Below are 16,631 nucleotides of genomic sequence, written 5' to 3'. Positions count from 1 at the left end.
CATATTGAAGGAGCACACCGTGTCATCTGCTGACTTTCTGACCGACTTTCACCACGTCGCCACCATCGGCGCTACGCCTCGCAACGGGGTCGACCGCCAGGCCGCGACTGCCGAAGATGCCCAGAGCCGGGCGTGGTTCTCGAAGTGGGTCGCCGACGCCGGGTACACCCTGCAGGTCGATGGCATCGGCAATATGTTCGGCCTGATCGAATGGACCCCCGGCGCACCCTACGTTCTGGTCGGCTCGCACCTCGACAGTCAGCCGCTCGGCGGGCGCTTCGATGGCGCCTACGGCGTGCTCGCTGCACTGCACGCGGCCCGCAATGTCGATGAGTTGGTGCAGGCGAGCGGAACCGTGCCGCCGTTCAATCTCGCCGTGGTGAACTGGTTCAACGAAGAGGGCGGCAGGTTTCCACCGAGCGTCATGGGCAGCAGCGTGTTCGTCGGCCTGTTCGACCAGGAGACGATGCTCGACGTGGCCGACCTGGGCGGCGTGACCGCCCGCGCCGCGCTCGCCGAGATCGGCTACCTCGGCACCGACCCGCGGCCGGTCACGGTGAGCTACGCCGAGATCCACATCGAGCAGGGGCGCATTCTGGAGCGCGAGCAGATAGCGATCGGCGTCGTCGACCACAGCTGGTACACCCAGAAGCTCGATATTGAGGTGCTGGGCGAGCAGTCCCACACCGGCGCAACAGCCATGGCCGACCGGCACGACGCTCTGGTCGCCGCGGCAAAGATTATTTTAATGGTCCGCGAGGTCACGAACGACTTCGCCGACGAGGCCATCGTGTCGTCGGTCGGGCAGCTGACCCTCGAACCCAACTCCCCCATCGTCGTCGCCCGCCGGGTGCGCCTCGTCGCCGACCTGCGGAGCAACGACCCGGCGATCGTGCAGGCGGCCCGCGCCACCCTGCTCGAGAAGATCGCCGCCCTCGCCGTCGAACACGAGATTAATATCAACGTGACCGACTTCGATATTCGTCCCATCCGTCATTTTCCTGAAGACGGCCTGCAGCTGGCCGAGGCGGCCGCCGCACGTGCCGGGCTCTCCAGCCGGCGTATCCAGACCATGGCCGGCCACGACTCGGTCGCGATGAACACCATCGTGCCCTCGATCATGATGTTCATTCCGAGCGTCGACGGTGTCTCGCACTGCGAACGCGAATTCACCACGGATGCCGACATGGTCGCCGGGCTCGCACTGCTCACCGAGGTCACCACGGACCTGGTCAACGGGGCGCTGGTCGATCGGGCGGCGGCTCCCACACTGGCATCGACGGCCCGGGCGTAGTCGGGCCGGGCGTGATCAGCCGCACCGAACCACCGGCCACCATTTCGAACACCACCGACCTGGCCTACCTGGGCGCGACCGAGGCGCTCGGCCTGTTCCGGTCGCGCGACCTGTCGCCGGTCGAGCTGCTCGAAGCTGTTCTGCAGCGCATCGACGCGGTCAACCCGCGCGTGAACGCGCTCACCGAGCAGCTGACCGACGAGGCACGAATCGCGGCCCGCGACGCCGAGCGCCAGTATCACTCGAACGGTGAGTACCGTTTCGGTGGTCAGCCGGGCCCGCTGCTCGGCCTGCCGGTCGCGGCGAAGGAGAAGCATTCCCTCGCAGGGCACGTGCTCAGCAACGGCCTGGTCGGCCAGCGCGACGTGGTGGCGAGCTCGGATCATCCGGTGATCAGCCGCATCCGCTCGGCCGGCGGTATCGTGCACGCCCGCACCACGACGCCCGAGTTCTGCTGTGCCACGGTGACGCACTCACCGCTCTGGGGGGTCACCCGCAATCCGTTCAACCTGGCGCTTTCGCCCGGAGGTTCATCCGGCGGTTCCGGCGCTGCCCTCGCGGCGGGGTTTGCACCGCTCGCCACCGGTTCGGACATTGCCGGCTCGACCCGGCTGCCGGCCGCCTTCACCGGAACCGTCGGGTTCAAGGCCCCGTACGGTCGCATTCCGGGCGTCGCGCCGCTGGCGGCCGACTACTATCGCGGCGACAGTCCGATGGCTCGCACGGTAGCGGATGCCGCCCTGCTCGCCAACGTGATGGCCGGCCGGCATCCGGGGGACCATGCCTCGCTCGCCGCCACCCGTCCGCTTCCGGGCTCGTGGGCGTCGGTGGAGGGACTGCGCATCGCCCTGTGTATTCAGCTCGGCGACTACCTCGTCGATCCCGACGTGGAAGCCAACACCCGCGCTGTCACTGCGGCACTGCAGGGCGCCGGCGCCATCGTCGAGGAGGTCGAGCTGCCGTGGACTTCGGCCGAGATCCACCGGGTGTCTTTCACCCACTTCGGCAATATCCTCGGCCCGGCGATGGAGGATGAAACCCGCGGCACCGAGAGTGAACTCGCCGCCTACACGGTGCAATTCATGGCGGATGCCCGCGCGGCGGCCGCCGGCACTCGTTTTCTCGACGGCCTCAGTGCCGAAACCCGAATACAGGGTGAGCTCGCCGCCGTGATGACCGGGTTCGACGCCCTGATCTGCCCGACCTCGGCGGTCGCGGCCCTGACCGCCGCCGAACACTACCTCGACGGCATCACGGCCGGCGGGCAGCACCTCGAACACTATTGGCAGGCGCACATGACGGTGCCGTTCAACATCGCGAACCGCTGCCCCGTGCTCGCGGTTCCGAGCGGCCTGGCGGATTGCGGCATCCCCACCGGGGTACAGATCGTCGGGCATCCGTTTGATGATGACACGGTTTTTCGGGTGGGTGCCGCCGTCGAAACGGTGCGACCGTGGGCCTACCGGTACACGCTGATCGGCGGCTGATGCTCGTGGCATGTGTTTGAGAAGACGGCCCCGGTTCAAACCAGTGCCACATTCTCAAACACGTGCCGCGAGCCCCGGCTCACTCAGTAGGTCGGCAGTGCGGGCTCGATTTCGTTCACCCAGGCGAGGATTCCGCCTTCGACCTGGCGCACATTCTCATAGCCGCGGCGGTGCAGCTCGGCCACAATGGTGTTCGCGCGCGGCCCGGCCTTGCAGTGCACGATGATGTCACGGTCGCGGGCGAGAACGACCTCCCCCGAGAGGATGCCGCCCTGCGGCACGAGTAACGCCCCGTCAATGTGCACGATGTCGTATTCCGCCGGCTCCCGCACGTCGACGAGGTCGAAGTCGAGCTCGCCGCGCGCCCTCCGATCGAGCAGAGCGGCCAGTTGTTGCACCGAAATCGCATTCGTGCTTGATGTTCCGCAGAACAGGTCGTAGTCGATCAGCTCGGTGATCGCTGGGGCGGCCGGGTCGCGGGCGACGCTGATTTCGCGCCAGGTCGCGTCGAGTGCGTTGAACAGCACGACCCGGCCCAGCAGCGTGCGCCCCACCCCGGTGATCAGTTTCACGGCCTCGGCGACCATCGTGGTGCCGATAGTTCCGCACAGCATTCCGAACACACCGCCCTCGCTGCAACTCGGCACCGCGCCGGCCAGCGGGGCTTCCGGATACAGGTCGCGGTACGTCGGACCGTGCCGGTTCCAGAACACGCTGACCTGCCCGTCGAAGCGCAGAATGGATCCCCAGACGCAGGGCTTACCGAGCAGCGCGGCGGCGTCGCTCACCAGGTAACGCGTGGCGAAGGTGTCGGCGCCGTCAATGATCAGGTCGTACGGGGCGAATAAGTCGAGAGCGTTATCGGCAGACAGCCAGACATCGTGCTGGTGCACGGTGACGAGCGGATTGAGTTCGGCGACGGCGGCCGCGGCGGATGCCAGTTTCGAGCGACCGAGGTCGGAGGTGCCGTGGATGATCTGGCGCTGCAGGTTGCTGAGATCCACCGCGTCGTGGTCGACGATGCCGAGCGTGCCGACTCCGGCGGCGGCGAGGTAGAGCAGCACCGGCGAGCCGAGTCCGCCAGCGCCGATCACGAGTACTCGCGCATTCTTCAGCCTGCGCTGGTTGAGCGCGCCTATTTCGGGCAGCAGGATGTGGCGTGAGTAGCGCTCACGTTCGCCCGCCGTGAGCTCCGCGCCGGGTTCGACGAGTGGCGCGAGCATCCGCTTCACAGGTCGGGCCGTCCGGCCATCGTCGATGACGCCAGGGCAAGCTCACGCCGCGGAATGCGGCCGGCCAGGGAGGCACTACGGCCGGCGATCACGGCGTGCTTGAAGGCATCGGCCATCAGTACCGGGTTCCGCGCGCGCGTCACCGCGGTGGCCAGCAGCACCGCATCGCAGCCCAGTTCCATCGCGAGAGCCGCGTCGGAGGCGGTGCCGATTCCAGCATCCAGAACCACCGGAACCCCGGAGCGGGCCACGATCAGCTCGATATTGTGCGGGTTGAGAATGCCGAGTCCGGTGCCGATCGGCGCCCCGAGCGGCATCACGACCGCAGCGCCCAGGTGTTCGAGCCGCAGCGCGAGCACGGGGTCGTCATTCGTGTAGGCGAACACCGTGAAGCCCCGCGCGACGAGCTGTTCGGTGGCCTCGACCAGTTCGACCGCGTCGGGCAGCAGGGTCTGCTCGTCGGCGATGACCTCGAGCTTGATCCAGTCGGTCATAAGGGCCTCCCGAGCCAGCTCGGCGGTGAGCACGGCCTCGCGAGCGGTGAAACAGCCGGCCGTGTTGGGCAGCACGCGAATGGAATTCTGCAGCAACAGTTCGAACAGTGAGCCGGAGGTCGCTGCACTGTGGCGGCGCATCGCAACGGTGGTCAGCTCGGTCCCCGAGGCACGCAGCGCCGCCCCGAGACCATCGACGCTCGGGGCTCCCCCGGTGCCCATGATCAGGCGTGACGTCAGTTCGACGCCGTCGATGACCAGGCTGTCCGGGGTCGTGGGCACGCTCATCCTCCCTGCACCGCGGTCACGATTTCGATCTCATCGCCCGTCCTCAGCGCGGTCGACCACCAGAGGCTGCGTGAAACGACCGCGGCGTTGCGGGCCACGGCCACCCCGGTGCGGCTTCCATCCACTGCGTGCCCGTCGGTCGCGATGGCCCGGCCGGTGATCTCGGCCACGAGGTCGGTCACGGTGCTGCCCGGTTGAACAGATCGTTGCTGGCCGTTCACGGCGATGGTTACGGTCACGAGTGGCCTCCTTTCAGTGGAACGGATGCGGGAGCGCGGCTCGAAAATCGGTCCGGCCGAAAAGCCCGCCACCGATCGTCGGCGATTCCCTCGATGAGTTGGAGACAGTGCTCCGCGGCGACCGGGGTGAGCAGCACGCCGTGGCGAAAGAATCCGGTGGCGATGACGAGGCCGGAAATGTCACCGACAGCGCCGCCGACGCGACCGAGGAGCGGCGCGTTGTCGGGCGTTCCCGGTCTGGCCCGGGTGGTCGCTTCGATCAGTTCGAGTTCACTGACCGCGGGCAGCAGCACCTGGGCATCCCGCAGCAGCTGATAGATGCCGCCGGCCGACACCCCGCCCGAGCCGTCTTCGCGCTGCGTGGCTCCGATCACGAGCGTTCCGTCGCCGCGCGGAACCAGATACACCGGCACGCCGTGCACCAGTCCCCGAACGGTGCAGGTGATCAGGGGCTGCAGGTGTTCGGGCACGCGCAGCCGAAGAATATCCCCATAGACCGGGCGAAGCGGCAGGTTGAGGTGTTCGGGCAGCCCGCCCAGTACGGCCGCTCCGAGCCCATTGGCCACGACCACCTCTGTAGCTGTGACCGTTGAGCCGTCGAAAAGGGCGACGCCGGTGACGCGGGAGGAGGCATCCGCTGGATTCTCGTGCAGCAACCCGCTGGCCTGAACGCGAATGACGGCGTGGCCGCGGCGCGCAAGCTCCAGCTGGAGGCGTTCGGTGAGGCGGCGCGGGTCGACCTGGTGGTCTTGCTCCACCAGGAAGGCGCCGGATAGCTGGGGGCGAAGCAGCGGTTCGATCACCCGCACTGCGCGAACTGTCATGGGCTCGACGCCCAGCCCGTTGGCCCGTTGCACTCCGCGCAGGTCGGTGAGCGCCTGCCGGTCGGCCGAGTCGGCACCCACGTTCAGGGTTCGCGTGCGCTGGTATCCGGTCCGGTCGCTATCGGGTCCGAGCGAGTCTATGAAGCTGGGATACAACCTCGAGGAGGCGAGCATGAGCTCGAGCAACGCCTCCTCCTGGTAGTGCAGTTCGCTGACCGCGGCGAGCATTCCCGCCGCGGCAAAGGTAGCGCCACCAGCCGGGTCCGGGTCGATGACGACCACCGAACGGCCGGACTGCGCCACCATCCAGGCGATGCCGAGCCCAATCACGCCGCCGCCGATGACGGCTACGTCGACCGACCGGTGCCCGCGCCACTCACTCATCGTCGACCCGACCCTCCGCCGAAAGCCCTTTAGTGTTGGTCGCATGGACCAGATCACCGCCCGGTTGTATCTTTGCACCGACGCCCGCAAGGATCGCGGCGATTTCGCCGACTTCGTGTCGGCGGCATTCGCCGGCGGGGTCGACATCATCCAACTGCGCGACAAGACGATCGATGCCGCCGAGGAACTCGACTATCTCGAGATTCTGCGTTCGGTCGCTGACCGGCACGCCCGGCTCTGGGCGGTCAACGACCGCGCGGATATCACCGTTATCGCTGGAGCACCGGTTTTTCACGTCGGCCAAACGGATCTGCCACTGCCCGCCGCCCGCACGCTGCTCGGCGACGCGGCCCACATCGGCTTGTCGACCCATACCACCGAACAAGTGGATGCCGCCCTCGTCGCTGACCGTCTGGATTACTTTTGCGTCGGCCCGGTCTGGGCCACGCCCACCAAACCCGGTCGGGCAGCGGTCGGAACCGGCCTGCTGCGCTATCCGGCCGAGCAGAGCGCATCCGCTGGCAGCCTTCGCCCCTGGTTTGCGATCGGCGGCATCGACCTTCACACCATCGACCAGGTGGTCGAAGCCGGTGCCACCCGGGTGGTGGTGGTGCGCGCGATCACCGACGCCGATGACCCGACGGATGCCGCCGAGCGGCTGCTCGCGAGCCTCCCGCCGCTCGGCCAGTTGCGCTGACTGCAGCTCGGTCATCGACCGCCCGCGATCAGTGCGGAATTCGCCCGGCCGAACAGTCGATGAAAGTGGTGGATCGGCCCGTTTCCCTGGCCGACCTCAAGCTCGTCGGCGTGGTTCAGGGCGTCCTGGAGCCAGTCTTTCACTTCGGCCAAGGAGGTGGCCCAGTCGCCGGTTCTGGCCTGCACCGTGGCCATCGCCGAGGAGAGGGAGCATCCGGTGCCGTGGGTGTTCCTGGTGCGGATGCGTGGCAACGCAACCTCGACCACGCTGTGCGCCAAGAGCCCCTGGGTGTTGACCAGGGCATCCGGGCAGGTGGTTTCATTGAGATGGCCGCCCTTGACCAGAACGGTCACGCCCGTGCTGTGCGACAATCTCTTGCCCTGCTCGAGTGCTTCAGCCCAGTTGGTCGCCGGCGGCTCACCGAGCAGCACGGCCAGCTCGGGCACGTTGGGCGTGACCAGGTCGACCTTCACAATCAAGTCCCGCAGGGCTTGCTCGGCTGCCGGGTCGAGTAAGCGGTCGCCGCTGGTTGCCACCATCACCGGGTCGAGTACGACCAGCGGCGGACGGCACCGGGAGAGCCAGCTGCGTACCTCGGTGATCACATCGAGCCGCGCCAGCATGCCGAGCTTCACCGCGTCGATGGTCACATCGTCACTGACGGCACTCAACTGATCGCGCAGAAAATCGATCGGCGGAATATGAAACGAGCGCACGCCGCGCGTATTCTGCGCCACCAGCGCACTCACCACGGCCATGCCATAGCCGCCGTTGGCCGCGATGCTCTTGAGGTCGGCCTGGATGCCGGCACCGCCCGTCGGATCGGTACCCGCGATAGCGAGGATTCGAGGTGTTTGCCGCAGGGCAAGCCGGGTTCGATCGATCATCCGTGACATTCCTTCGCTAGTGCTAACTAGACAGGTTCAACGAGTATTGATCTCAGCACGCACAGTATGTGCGGCACCCCGTGTCAAGTCTCCAGCCTATACGCGCATACGCCAGCAGCACACACGAAGGCGGGCGGCCCCAACCGCCCGCCCGCCTAGCGCAGGTCTAGTGCACCGATTTGCGCTCGTAGAGTGCCCGTGACCAGACGTAACTAGCGACGACGATAACGGTGCACCAACCGATTGTGAACAGCGGATTCCAGCCGAGCGGGGTGCCGAGCAGCAGCCCGCGAATTGTCTCGATGAACGGAGTGAAGGGCTGGTATTGCGCGAACCACTGCAGCCACACCGGCATCGACTCGGTCGGCACGAAGCCGCTGCCGAGGAGCGGCAGCACGCTGAGAACGAGGGGCATATTGCTCGCCGTCTCGACGCTCTTGGCCTGGATGCCCATGGCCACGCCCAACCAGCTGATCGCGTAGGCGACGAGCCCGATCACGCCAGCGAGGGCCATCCACTCGAGCGGTGTTGCGGTTGGGCGAAAGCCGATGGCCACGCCAACGACCAGAACGAGGGTGACGGCGATGATCGCCTGGATGGCGTTTCCGAGTACATGGCCGGCTAGCACCGCGGTGCGCGAGATTGCCATGGTGCGAAACCGTGCCGTGATCCCCTCGGTCATGTCCATCGAGACCGTCGTCGCCGTGCCGCCGGCGGTGCCCGCGACGGTGATCACCAGGATGCCCGACATGACGTAGGCGAGATAGGCTGCCCTCCCGCCCGCCGGATCTACCCCGGGAAGCCCGGCTCCGAGAGTGCCGCCGAAGACGAACACGATCAGCAGGAGCACGATGACCGGCACCACGATGGTGAACACCGACAATCCCGGGTAGCGCACCATATGCAACAGGTTGCGGTTGAGCATGGTGATCGAGTCGGCGACGACGTGCGATTGCCGACGGATGTCCGCGGCCGGCGGGCGCGGCACCGCGAGTGTGGTCATGATGTCATTCCTTTCGAGCCAACCCGGCCGCCGGTGAGGGCGAAGAACACGTCATCGAGATCGGGGGTGTGAATGCTGAGGTCGGCGACCTCGAGGTGGGCCGCCTCCAGGCGGTCGAGCACGGAACGAAGGCGCCCGACACCGCCGTCACTGGGCACGGAGAGAGCGAGCCCAGCGTCGTCTCGCACGGAGCCGTCGAGTAGCCCAGAGGCAGAGTCGAGCGTGTTCGCGTCCGAGAATCGGAGCCGGATATGCCCGCCGGGCACGAGCCGCTTGAGTTCGTCCGGAGTGCCCTCAGCAACGATGTGACCGCCGTCGAGCACCGCGATGCGGTCGGCGAGTTGGTCGGCTTCCTCGAGCTGCTGCGTAGTGAGCAGCACGGTCGTGCCCTCAGCGACGAGACGGCGCACGATTTCCCACATCGTGTGGCGGCTGCGCGGATCCAGGCCGGTCGTTGGCTCGTCAAGGAAGATCACCCTCGGTGCCTGCACCAGGGTCATCGCCAGGTCAAGGCGACGCTGCATGCCGCCGGAGTACGTGGCTAGCGGCTTGCGGGCTGCGTCGACGAGGTTGAATTGCTCGAGCAGTTCGGCCACCCGCGTCTTCGATTGTTTCGCTCCGAGGTGGCGCAGGCGCGCCATCAACAAAAGGTTCTCTTCGCCGGTCAGGAGTTTGTCGACCGCCGAAAACTGGCCTGTGAGGCCGATGACGGCGCGCACGCCGTCTTGGTCACGCACGACGTCGCATCCGTTCACGAATGCCGTGCCACCGTCTGGCCGCAGCAGCGTACTGAGGATGTGCACGGCCGTCGTCTTGCCGGCGCCGTTCGGGCCGAGCAGTGCGGTGACGGTGCCCGCGCTCACTGCGAGGTCGACGTCGTCGAGCACGATTTTCTTGCCGTACGACTTGCGCAGACCGCGTACGTCGATTGCTGGTGTCATGATTTTTTCCCTTCTGGTTGGCCCGGGTTAGTGAGCGCGTCGAATGTTGATGTTTCCCCACTGCGTGCGGGCCCACACCGCAACGGTCTGCTCCGATGCCGCCGGAGCGCTCTCGGCGGCGAGCTCATTGCGTACGTGGCCGTCTTTTGAGGACAGGTCGAGCCAGGCCGGCACGCCCGGCGTGACGCCGATGGTGACCTGGCCGAATCCGCTCTCGACCTGCACGGAACCGTGTGAAACCTCGCGGAGCTGGATGCTTCCGTACGCGGTTTTGGCCGAAACGGATGCCTGCGCTCGCGTGATTTCCAGGTCGCCGTAGGACAGTTTCGCGTCGAGGTCACCGCCGACCTCGTCGATCTGTACGCTGCCGTGGGACGCTTTGAGTACGGAGTCGCCGGAGACCGTTCCGACCCGGATCTGACCGTGGTCGGCGGTGATATCGGCCGCACCCTGAATTGTGCGCACCGTTGCGTTGCCGTGGCCGGCGCGCAGCGACAGGTCGCCAGTGGTGTCGAGATCGACCGAACCCATCGAGGCTTTGACGCGGGTGGCCCCGAGTCGGCCGACAGTTCGGACGCCGCCGACCGAGACCTCGGCGGTGAGCCGCGACCCGGTGGGCAGCTCGACGGTCACGTCAACAGACTCGGTCGGGCCGATCCAGCTCAGGCGGGGTTTGGGTCCCGTGATGGTGAGTCGCTGGCCGGTGAATTCGACCCGAGTCTCCTCGGCACCTCGGCGATCGACCGCCTTGGCCGGGTTGGTGGCCGACACGGTCACGACGGTGTCGGCGCGGTCGCTCGCGAAGATCTCGATGGCGCCGACCGGCAGGTTGATGGCCAGGTCGATCGGGGTTGGCGTGTCGTAGGTGGGCATGCTGAAGCTGCCTTTCTGGAGGCGTGTTCGATCCGCCCCGCGGGTTCGCGGGCCGGCTGATGCTGGAGGCGCGGCGCTCTACCGCGCCCAGCCCGCGAAGTTGTCGCCGGTACGCAGGGTGCGCTGCGCCGACCGTCGTTGTCTGGGTTGCACGGCGGCGGCGACCGCACGCACCAGCCAGGTGTTGACCGACAGGCCGTCCGCGGCGGCCGCGTCGTCCACCCGCGCTTTGAGGGCGTCCGGCAGGCGCAGAGTCGTGCGCGAGGTACTCGTGTCGTCAAGATCGACGGATGCCGTGGGTCGCTCGTCTGCGTCTACCTCGGCACTCGGCTGGGTCACGACAAACTCGATCTCGCGCCCACGCAGCCGCAGGTCGACCGATCCGGGGGCGAGGTCACGGGTGATCTCGGCGGCCGCGGCCGACAGCACGTCGAGCAGCACGAGCCGCGTTGCCGCATCGAGCCCGGCAGCGAGCCGCTCGGCCGCAGCGCGCGTGTCTGCGCTGCCGTTGTCGGCGGCATCCGCTAGCTGGCGCTGCAGGTCGTTGACGTACTGTCCGAGTTCCATATCACCATCATGACACCACTGTGGTGTCATGTCAACACTCGGTGGTGTCAGACCAAGTCGCGTCCGTGCCGTCAAGTCTGGCTCGGTCAGGATTCGAACGACTCAGGTCAGTGGTGGTCGCGCCGCTGGCGTTCGCGCAGCCGTCAGGGTGCGCTCGCGCATCGCGAGAAACAGCGGAAAGGTGAAGGCGAAAGCGGTGACACCAGAGAAAACGACGTAGAGCCAACCCCACTTCATGCCGAGGCGTCGCGCCTCAACGATGATCAGGATGCTGCCGGCCACCGCGGCAATGAGCAGGTCGACCGTGAGCGACGAAACCGCCGGCCCGCTGTTCACCCAGTCGCCGACAAAGTCGCGCAGCTGAATTATCGCGATCACGTTGTAGCTCCAAGTTCCGGCGAGCCCGGCGATGCTCAGTGCCAGGTAGACGAAAGCGAGCGGGGTCCAGTGTTTGGTCATGCCGACATTATGCTCGCCGGTCATCGCATATTGTCTTCGACAGCGGCCAACAGTGGATCTCTAGAGACTCGCACGCTCGTGTCGATGTACGCCTCCACTAGCTCCGGGGGCACCAACAATTCCCGAGCCTGGAGCCGGCGAACCGGCGATTTCGCGCCAGCGGCGCCGCAGCGCCGAGCGCGCGAAGAGTCAGTCCGGTGAGCGGCATCGCTTGTGCGTGCGCTGACAATCCTTGCCAGATCGACAAACAATTCAATCGCGCAGAATTCGGTCAGCGAGTTTTGTGCAGTTGGCGATCTTCGGTCATCACAGCCAGGCGCGCACCGCCCAACTCAACCTGCCCGACGACTCAACCCCGCCTGCACAGCCCAGTCGATGATCAGGCGCATACCGTCGGAGTAAGTCGGCTCGTGCGGACGGTTGAGGAACGCGTGAAAGGTCTCGCGCAGCATGTGGTGGTCCACGGTAACCCCGGCCTCTGACAGTTCCTGGGCGAACTGTTCGCCGGAGGAACGCATGGAGTCGCGATCGGCATCGACCATGAGCGTCGGCGGAAAACCCTGGAGCGGATGGCCGCCGGCAAATGCGTGTGGTTGTGCCAGCGCGGTTCTCGTGCCGGCGTAATGGAGACTCATCAGGTTCAGCAGCATCGGCGCGTGCCCGAAGCGACGCCGACCGCGGAGACGGCCGCGTAACTGGCGCGATCTTTTCGGTAGCGACGCATGAAAGAAGCCGTAGGCGAAGAATGCTCCGACGAGAGCATCAGCACCGCCGTCCGCCAGCCGGAGCACTGCAGCAGCCGACAGACAGGCACCGGCGCTGGCACCGCCCAGAATGACTCCGTTGGGTGAATGCCGCTGCACCTCCCGTACCGCGGCCACGACATCGTCGACCGGCACTGGATAGTGGATGCCCGGGGCCCACCCAAACCCTCTCGCAGACCGACGCACACTCGAGAGCGTCACAAGTCGATAGGCAACGGTGACGACGCTGAATCCCGCTGCGGCCAGCGTTCGCGCGACCTCATGCGACTCCGGCTGGTCGAGGCTGCCCTTGAAAAATCCTCCACCGTGAATCCACACGATCGTTGCAGATTCGATTGAAGCAGTGCCGACGGGCGGCGAGTACCAGCGCACCGGTATCGAGCCGTGGGGGCCCTCGATTATTTTGTCCACAGAATCGACAGCCAGGTCGAGTGACGTCACGCTCACGACGCCCGAACGGATGCCGCACCCAGCGACGACAGACGATTCCCCATTCCTGAACCCTAGCGCGGCCAACATCCGGAATCCGCTTGAGTGCGTCGCTGGCGGCATCCGCTTGGCCGAATCCAGCGTTCAGGCTATTCCCAGGGTCGACGGGGGCGATCGGCGGAAGATAAAGAAATTCGCCCCGGACTTCCACAGAAGTCCGGGGCGAATTTAGTGAATACCGTGTAGCGGGAGCGGGAATTGAACCCGCGACACCACGATTATCGTGAACCAGACTCAGACGGGTCACCGAGACCTCATACAGTCATCGATCCCAATAAAACACTGGGTAGGTGATCACGCTCTCACCGCCACGCGAGTTTCAATCTGCGGGGTTAATGCGGGGTTTCTGCGGGGTTTCAGAAATGAACGCTCTGCCATCCATCCCGGCCACTGCCAACGACCACAGTCGAAGTTCCGTCGCCGCTATCGATCACTCGAATTCGCGGCGACGAAAGTCAATCGCGAGGCAAATGATTATGAGCCATAAGGCCAATAAACACATCCATCGATGGCCCCCCGGACCACAGGTACGTAACGGTGAGATTTGAAACCTATTGCGTCCCCCTCAGGCGGGCCGGCCTCCGATCCGCAGTATTACGCGGCTTTTCGGCCAGCTGGACAACCTTGAAACCGACGTAATCTCGTTCGAATGTTGCCAAAATATAGTCACGGTTCCCAACCTCGACCACGGCGACACCGCCGGCCCTCAGGCTGTTCGCGGCAGTGAACGCCGCGATCATTCGAAAGAATAGCCTGGCATTTTTCTGAAGGGAGACTACGGACCTACGCGCTCATCGCCTAGACCGCTGAACTTGGAAGCCAGCTAGTGAAGAGCTGCGACAACTTCCTCACCCCAATTGTAAGCACCGTCCACGTTGGTGTCGGAAATCGACATGGAAACCGGTGTGCGACCAGTTGCTATCTTGTACGCGAAGTTCCACGCAACGGTCTCTCCGGCTGACGTCTTGAAATTGCACTGCGGGTTGCCGGGAATTCGTGGCCCCTCAAACACGTCGGCCATCTTGGAACCGTTCGAATCAAAAGCAAGTTTGAAGAGGGTGCTTCCGCACGTGAGGTCCTGCGCGTTGCCCGTAATCGAGATCGTGGAATGAATCAGAACCAGCTGCGTCCCAGGGTCAGCCACGATTGGACCACCGCTGGTGGTTTCCAGCTGGTCGACAATGTCAACAGAGTTGATAACTAGGGAGTAGTTTTCGCCGACAATTGGCGATCCCATCGGCACGATGGTCGGACTGGCCGGCGTTGAAACGACCGGTACAGGAGCGGCGGTCGGAACAGCAGCATCTGGGGCGGCCGAGAATGGGACAGCAGATCTTTTGACAATACTCTCTGCCGAATCGGACGCGCCCGCAGGGTTCTTAGCGTTGACTATGGCGATAGGCACGGAGATAGCGACAATCAATGCCAGCGCCACGGCCGCCCACGACCACTTCGGCAATCTCCTGATGACTGCAACGAAGGCCGCCGATTTGGGCAGCGGGCGCGTGCTCGGCGCAGCAGCCTTTGTCGCCCTACTTTTGGGAGCCGTTGCCGGCGGCGGATACTCCCTCGTCTCATCAGTCCAAACGGCCCCGTCCCAGCGGCGTTCAGTCAATGACCCGTCCGGATTCGGGTGCCAACCTGCGCGTATCTCGTCCAATTAAATATCCCCCATCCGCATCCTAAATTGATGCGTTTTGTTTTAGTTTAGGCAGCACTCAGTTCGATTGAGTCCGATCACGGTAGTGTGAAAAACTCAGCCCGAAGTGGGGATACAGACATCGAAGGCCGCGGCTTGCGCACGCTTCGTGCGCGGCATCCTTACGGTCAGCGCACGCCATTCCGGTGGTCGATCTGATTCAAATAGTTCCGGCCAAGGATGCAACCGCCACTTCAAAGATCGCATAAACCGGCTCCGTGAAATCCTGAATGTCCGTGATAGACACGAAAGCACCAGAATTATCCTTCCCGGACGCCGTCATCGCGTCGACCGCTTCCCTCGCTTTTGACGGCTACCGCATAATGGCGGCGATCCGTAAACGCTCTTTAGTGCATCGAACCGACATTCGGCCTCTGTTGAATCAGGGTGATTATCGTGTGACAGACGGGATACACGGCAGTCAGGTTGCGCGACACCTGCCGGGATTGGTGCGAGAGCCTCATGCCTTCTTTAGGGGAAGGAACATGTCCTCGAGAAGTTGAACAATGGACTCTGCGACGCGGTGGTACTGCCGTAAGAGAGACCCGGAAACGTTTGTCGCGCTCCCGTGAGCGAGGGCGTGGCGGGCACCGATGAGGTTGCTCAATGTCTGTCGATTTTCGTCTCTTGCGAGGTATTCGGTCAAGGTCGCTGCCCAATCAGAATCGAAGCTACTTACGAGTTGTTCAAGGTTTTCTGGGCTCATGCTCGGTAGCCGTTCGGTCTGCCGTTTGCCGAAACTTCGAACGCGGTACGCCGCATTTTCTTCGAGATATCCGTGGACCATGTGCCCAACGCTTGACTCGATAAAGCCGCTCAGGCGGACAACGGCAAACTGTTCGAGATAGCCGCGTGCAACGAGTTCGTCTGTTTCACCGGCGAGGAGGATGATCGAGTCAATCTCGGCCAGCTGTTTCCTAATGGTTGATCGACGATCGACGAATCTAGCCGCGCGTCTTGTCATTCGCTGAATTGCTCGCGCGCGAGCTGTAGTCTGCGTGCCAGGGGCTCTTCGTTGGCAGTCGCTTTGCTCACTGCGTCGAGATAATGAGGATTCGCAAGTAACGCTTCGTAGTTCGCCTTCCAATGAGATGCCGTAATCGCCACATAGTTGTCGCCCGCAGCGATTCGGTCCATCACGCCGACAAAGACCGACTCCAGGATTGCGGCATTGACTTGCGTACCGAGACGGAAGGGGCGTGCGTCGAGTGACCGTGCGAGTATCTCAGATGCGATGACGAACCGTTTTGAGAGGTCTGGCAAGTCGACGGCCTCGCCGTCGCGGTTATTCGCGAGAAACGTGTTGAGGAAGGATTTTAGGGGGGCAGCGTAGGTCTGAGACTCGGCGCCGAAAGCCAGCACTCGGAGAATCAGCTCCTGATCTTTGAGGCGCTCATGTCTCTTGCCGAAGATTTTCCGCCAGTCGACATTATTGTTCAACTCGCGGATTGCGTCGACGGCGACGCCGCCATACAAGGCAACACGAATTTCGTGAGGCTGCAGCTGAGTGCCACCCGAATTCAGACGTTCGAAAATTTGGTAAACACTTTCATACTCGTTTACTGAAGTCGGTGTGCGAATGATTATCGACTGAATGAACGTATCGTCGAGCGCACGCTGAACGTCTTCGGGCAAAGTCGAATAGGTCAGGCCAGCAAATTTATCGTCTACGGAATCCAATTTGAATTTGTCGCCATAAAAGGCGACGAGAGTCGTGAGTCTTTGCTGCCCGTCAAGGACAAGATACTTTTTGCCGGGCTGTTCAACGAGGAAGATGCCTGGCACCGGGAAGCCAAGGAGAAGTGACTCTATAAAGCGTTGTTTCTGACCAGGGCGCCAAACGGAACCACGCTGGAACCCCTGTGCCCGTCCATCCGGCAAGTCCCTACGTGTCAGGGTTGGGTGAGGCCAGTAGCTAAGAGCAAGTCCGCCGTGTGACGTAGGGCGAGAATCAGGAATCATCACCATGTCCAGCCCGTCTTTGATCGCCGTGCGCGACGATAGTCATAT

16 protein-coding genes and 1 pseudogene are annotated in these 16,631 nt (G+C 64.2%); 3 read left to right on the top strand and 14 right to left on the bottom strand.

Annotated features, from left to right (window positions below; all coding sequences use genetic code 11):
• Positions 1-19: 19 nt before the first annotated feature.
• Positions 20-1,294 carry a M20 family metallo-hydrolase gene (locus QMF22_RS04435; protein WP_283450802.1) on the top strand — a complete coding sequence of 425 codons (1,275 nt, stop codon included), beginning with the start codon at positions 20-22 and terminating at the stop codon, positions 1,292-1,294.
• Between the two features lie 11 nt (positions 1,295-1,305).
• Positions 1,306-2,781, top strand: a complete 1,476-nt coding sequence (locus QMF22_RS04430) for an amidase (protein ID WP_283450800.1) — start codon at positions 1,306-1,308, stop codon at positions 2,779-2,781.
• Positions 2,782-2,864: 83 nt separating this feature from the next.
• Here QMF22_RS04430 and moeB read toward each other — a convergent pair whose 3' ends face one another.
• From moeB to thiO, 4 genes are read right to left on the bottom strand one after another with little or no spacing between them, the layout of a single operon-like run.
• Positions 2,865-4,004 (bottom strand): molybdopterin-synthase adenylyltransferase MoeB, encoded by a 1,140-nt coding sequence (gene moeB / locus QMF22_RS04425; protein ID WP_283450798.1) that lies wholly within the window; start codon positions 4,002-4,004, stop codon positions 2,865-2,867.
• A 5-nt stretch (positions 4,005-4,009) separates the two neighbouring features.
• On the bottom strand, positions 4,010-4,795 hold the full coding sequence (locus tag QMF22_RS04420) for a thiazole synthase (protein WP_502846904.1): 786 nt from the start codon (positions 4,793-4,795) through the stop codon (positions 4,010-4,012).
• The gene (thiS, locus tag QMF22_RS04415) at positions 4,792-5,034 is read right to left on the bottom strand and encodes a sulfur carrier protein ThiS (RefSeq protein WP_283450793.1); all 243 of its coding nucleotides are present in this window, start codon (positions 5,032-5,034) and stop codon (positions 4,792-4,794) included. The genes QMF22_RS04420 and thiS overlap by 4 nt, the downstream gene beginning before the upstream one ends.
• A complete protein-coding gene (gene thiO / locus QMF22_RS04410; protein WP_283450791.1) occupies positions 5,031-6,242 on the bottom strand; it encodes a glycine oxidase ThiO in 1,212 nt (403 codons plus the stop codon). The genes thiS and thiO overlap by 4 nt, the downstream gene beginning before the upstream one ends.
• Before the next feature lie 43 nt (positions 6,243-6,285).
• On the opposite strand from thiO, the gene thiE reads away from it, so the two are divergent.
• The gene (gene thiE, locus QMF22_RS04405; protein WP_283450789.1) at positions 6,286-6,939 is read left to right on the top strand and encodes a thiamine phosphate synthase; all 654 of its coding nucleotides are present in this window, start codon (positions 6,286-6,288) and stop codon (positions 6,937-6,939) included.
• A 53-nt stretch (positions 6,940-6,992) separates the two neighbouring features.
• Here the strand turns inward: thiE and thiD are convergent.
• The 10 genes and pseudogenes from thiD to QMF22_RS04355 all read right to left on the bottom strand — a co-directional run.
• A pseudogene (gene thiD, locus QMF22_RS04400) lies at positions 6,993-7,835 on the bottom strand (bifunctional hydroxymethylpyrimidine kinase/phosphomethylpyrimidine kinase); the annotation flags it as partial.
• Positions 7,836-7,992: 157 nt separating this feature from the next.
• Positions 7,993-8,829, bottom strand: a complete 837-nt coding sequence (locus QMF22_RS04395) for an ABC transporter permease (RefSeq protein ID WP_283450787.1) — start codon at positions 8,827-8,829, stop codon at positions 7,993-7,995.
• Positions 8,826-9,770, bottom strand: coding sequence for an ATP-binding cassette domain-containing protein (locus tag QMF22_RS04390; protein WP_283450785.1), 945 nt, complete (start codon positions 9,768-9,770; stop codon positions 8,826-8,828). The genes QMF22_RS04395 and QMF22_RS04390 overlap by 4 nt, the downstream gene beginning before the upstream one ends.
• A 27-nt stretch (positions 9,771-9,797) precedes the next feature.
• On the bottom strand, positions 9,798-10,643 hold the full coding sequence (locus QMF22_RS04385) for a DUF4097 family beta strand repeat-containing protein (protein ID WP_283450783.1): 846 nt from the start codon (positions 10,641-10,643) through the stop codon (positions 9,798-9,800).
• 78 nt (positions 10,644-10,721) lie between these two features.
• Complete coding sequence (locus QMF22_RS04380; RefSeq protein WP_283450781.1) at positions 10,722-11,210, bottom strand: histidine kinase; 489 nt, start codon at positions 11,208-11,210, stop codon at positions 10,722-10,724.
• A 102-nt stretch (positions 11,211-11,312) separates the two neighbouring features.
• On the bottom strand, positions 11,313-11,669 hold the full coding sequence (locus QMF22_RS04375) for a DUF2834 domain-containing protein (RefSeq protein ID WP_283450780.1): 357 nt from the start codon (positions 11,667-11,669) through the stop codon (positions 11,313-11,315).
• A 332-nt stretch (positions 11,670-12,001) separates the two neighbouring features.
• Complete coding sequence (locus tag QMF22_RS04370; RefSeq protein WP_283450778.1) at positions 12,002-12,880, bottom strand: alpha/beta hydrolase; 879 nt, start codon at positions 12,878-12,880, stop codon at positions 12,002-12,004.
• Between the two features lie 865 nt (positions 12,881-13,745).
• Entirely contained in the window at positions 13,746-14,582 is an 837-nt protein-coding gene (locus QMF22_RS04365; RefSeq protein WP_283450775.1) for a DUF2510 domain-containing protein, read from the bottom strand.
• A 499-nt stretch (positions 14,583-15,081) separates the two neighbouring features.
• Positions 15,082-15,585 carry a HEPN domain-containing protein gene (locus QMF22_RS04360; protein ID WP_283450773.1) on the bottom strand — a complete coding sequence of 168 codons (504 nt, stop codon included), beginning with the start codon at positions 15,583-15,585 and terminating at the stop codon, positions 15,082-15,084.
• A complete protein-coding gene (locus tag QMF22_RS04355) occupies positions 15,582-16,583 on the bottom strand; it encodes a DUF262 domain-containing protein (RefSeq protein ID WP_283451627.1) in 1,002 nt (333 codons plus the stop codon). Before QMF22_RS04355 ends, QMF22_RS04360 begins: the two co-directional genes overlap by 4 nt.
• Positions 16,584-16,631: the final 48 nt, after the last annotated feature.

This window comes from Cryobacterium sp. PH31-L1, from assembly GCF_030063145.1.
Lineage (GTDB): Bacteria > Actinomycetota > Actinomycetes > Actinomycetales > Microbacteriaceae > Cryobacterium.
Note: the sequence above shows the minus strand (reverse complement) of the source record. Positions and strands in the feature narration are given on the sequence as shown.

What these genes read in the sequence shown, in the direction of transcription:
- moeB (WP_283450798.1), bottom strand. Translation starts at nt 4,004, where the DNA reads ATGCTCGCGCCACTCGTCGAACCCGGCGCGGAGCTCACGGCGGGCGAA.
- QMF22_RS04380 (WP_283450781.1), bottom strand. Translation starts at nt 11,210, where the DNA reads ATGGAACTCGGACAGTACGTCAACGACCTGCAGCGCCAGCTAGCGGAT.
- thiE (WP_283450789.1), top strand. Translation starts at nt 6,286, where the DNA reads ATGGACCAGATCACCGCCCGGTTGTATCTTTGCACCGACGCCCGCAAG.
- QMF22_RS04385 (WP_283450783.1), bottom strand. Translation starts at nt 10,643, where the DNA reads ATGCCCACCTACGACACGCCAACCCCGATCGACCTGGCCATCAACCTG.
- QMF22_RS04375 (WP_283450780.1), bottom strand. Translation starts at nt 11,669, where the DNA reads ATGACCAAACACTGGACCCCGCTCGCTTTCGTCTACCTGGCACTGAGC.
- QMF22_RS04355 (WP_283451627.1), bottom strand. Translation starts at nt 16,583, where the DNA reads ATGATTCCTGATTCTCGCCCTACGTCACACGGCGGACTTGCTCTTAGC.
- QMF22_RS04390 (WP_283450785.1), bottom strand. Translation starts at nt 9,770, where the DNA reads ATGACACCAGCAATCGACGTACGCGGTCTGCGCAAGTCGTACGGCAAG.
- QMF22_RS04395 (WP_283450787.1), bottom strand. Translation starts at nt 8,829, where the DNA reads ATGACCACACTCGCGGTGCCGCGCCCGCCGGCCGCGGACATCCGTCGG.
- QMF22_RS04420 (WP_502846904.1), bottom strand. Translation starts at nt 4,795, where the DNA reads ATGAGCGTGCCCACGACCCCGGACAGCCTGGTCATCGACGGCGTCGAA.
- QMF22_RS04360 (WP_283450773.1), bottom strand. Translation starts at nt 15,585, where the DNA reads ATGACAAGACGCGCGGCTAGATTCGTCGATCGTCGATCAACCATTAGG.
- thiO (WP_283450791.1), bottom strand. Translation starts at nt 6,242, where the DNA reads ATGAGTGAGTGGCGCGGGCACCGGTCGGTCGACGTAGCCGTCATCGGC.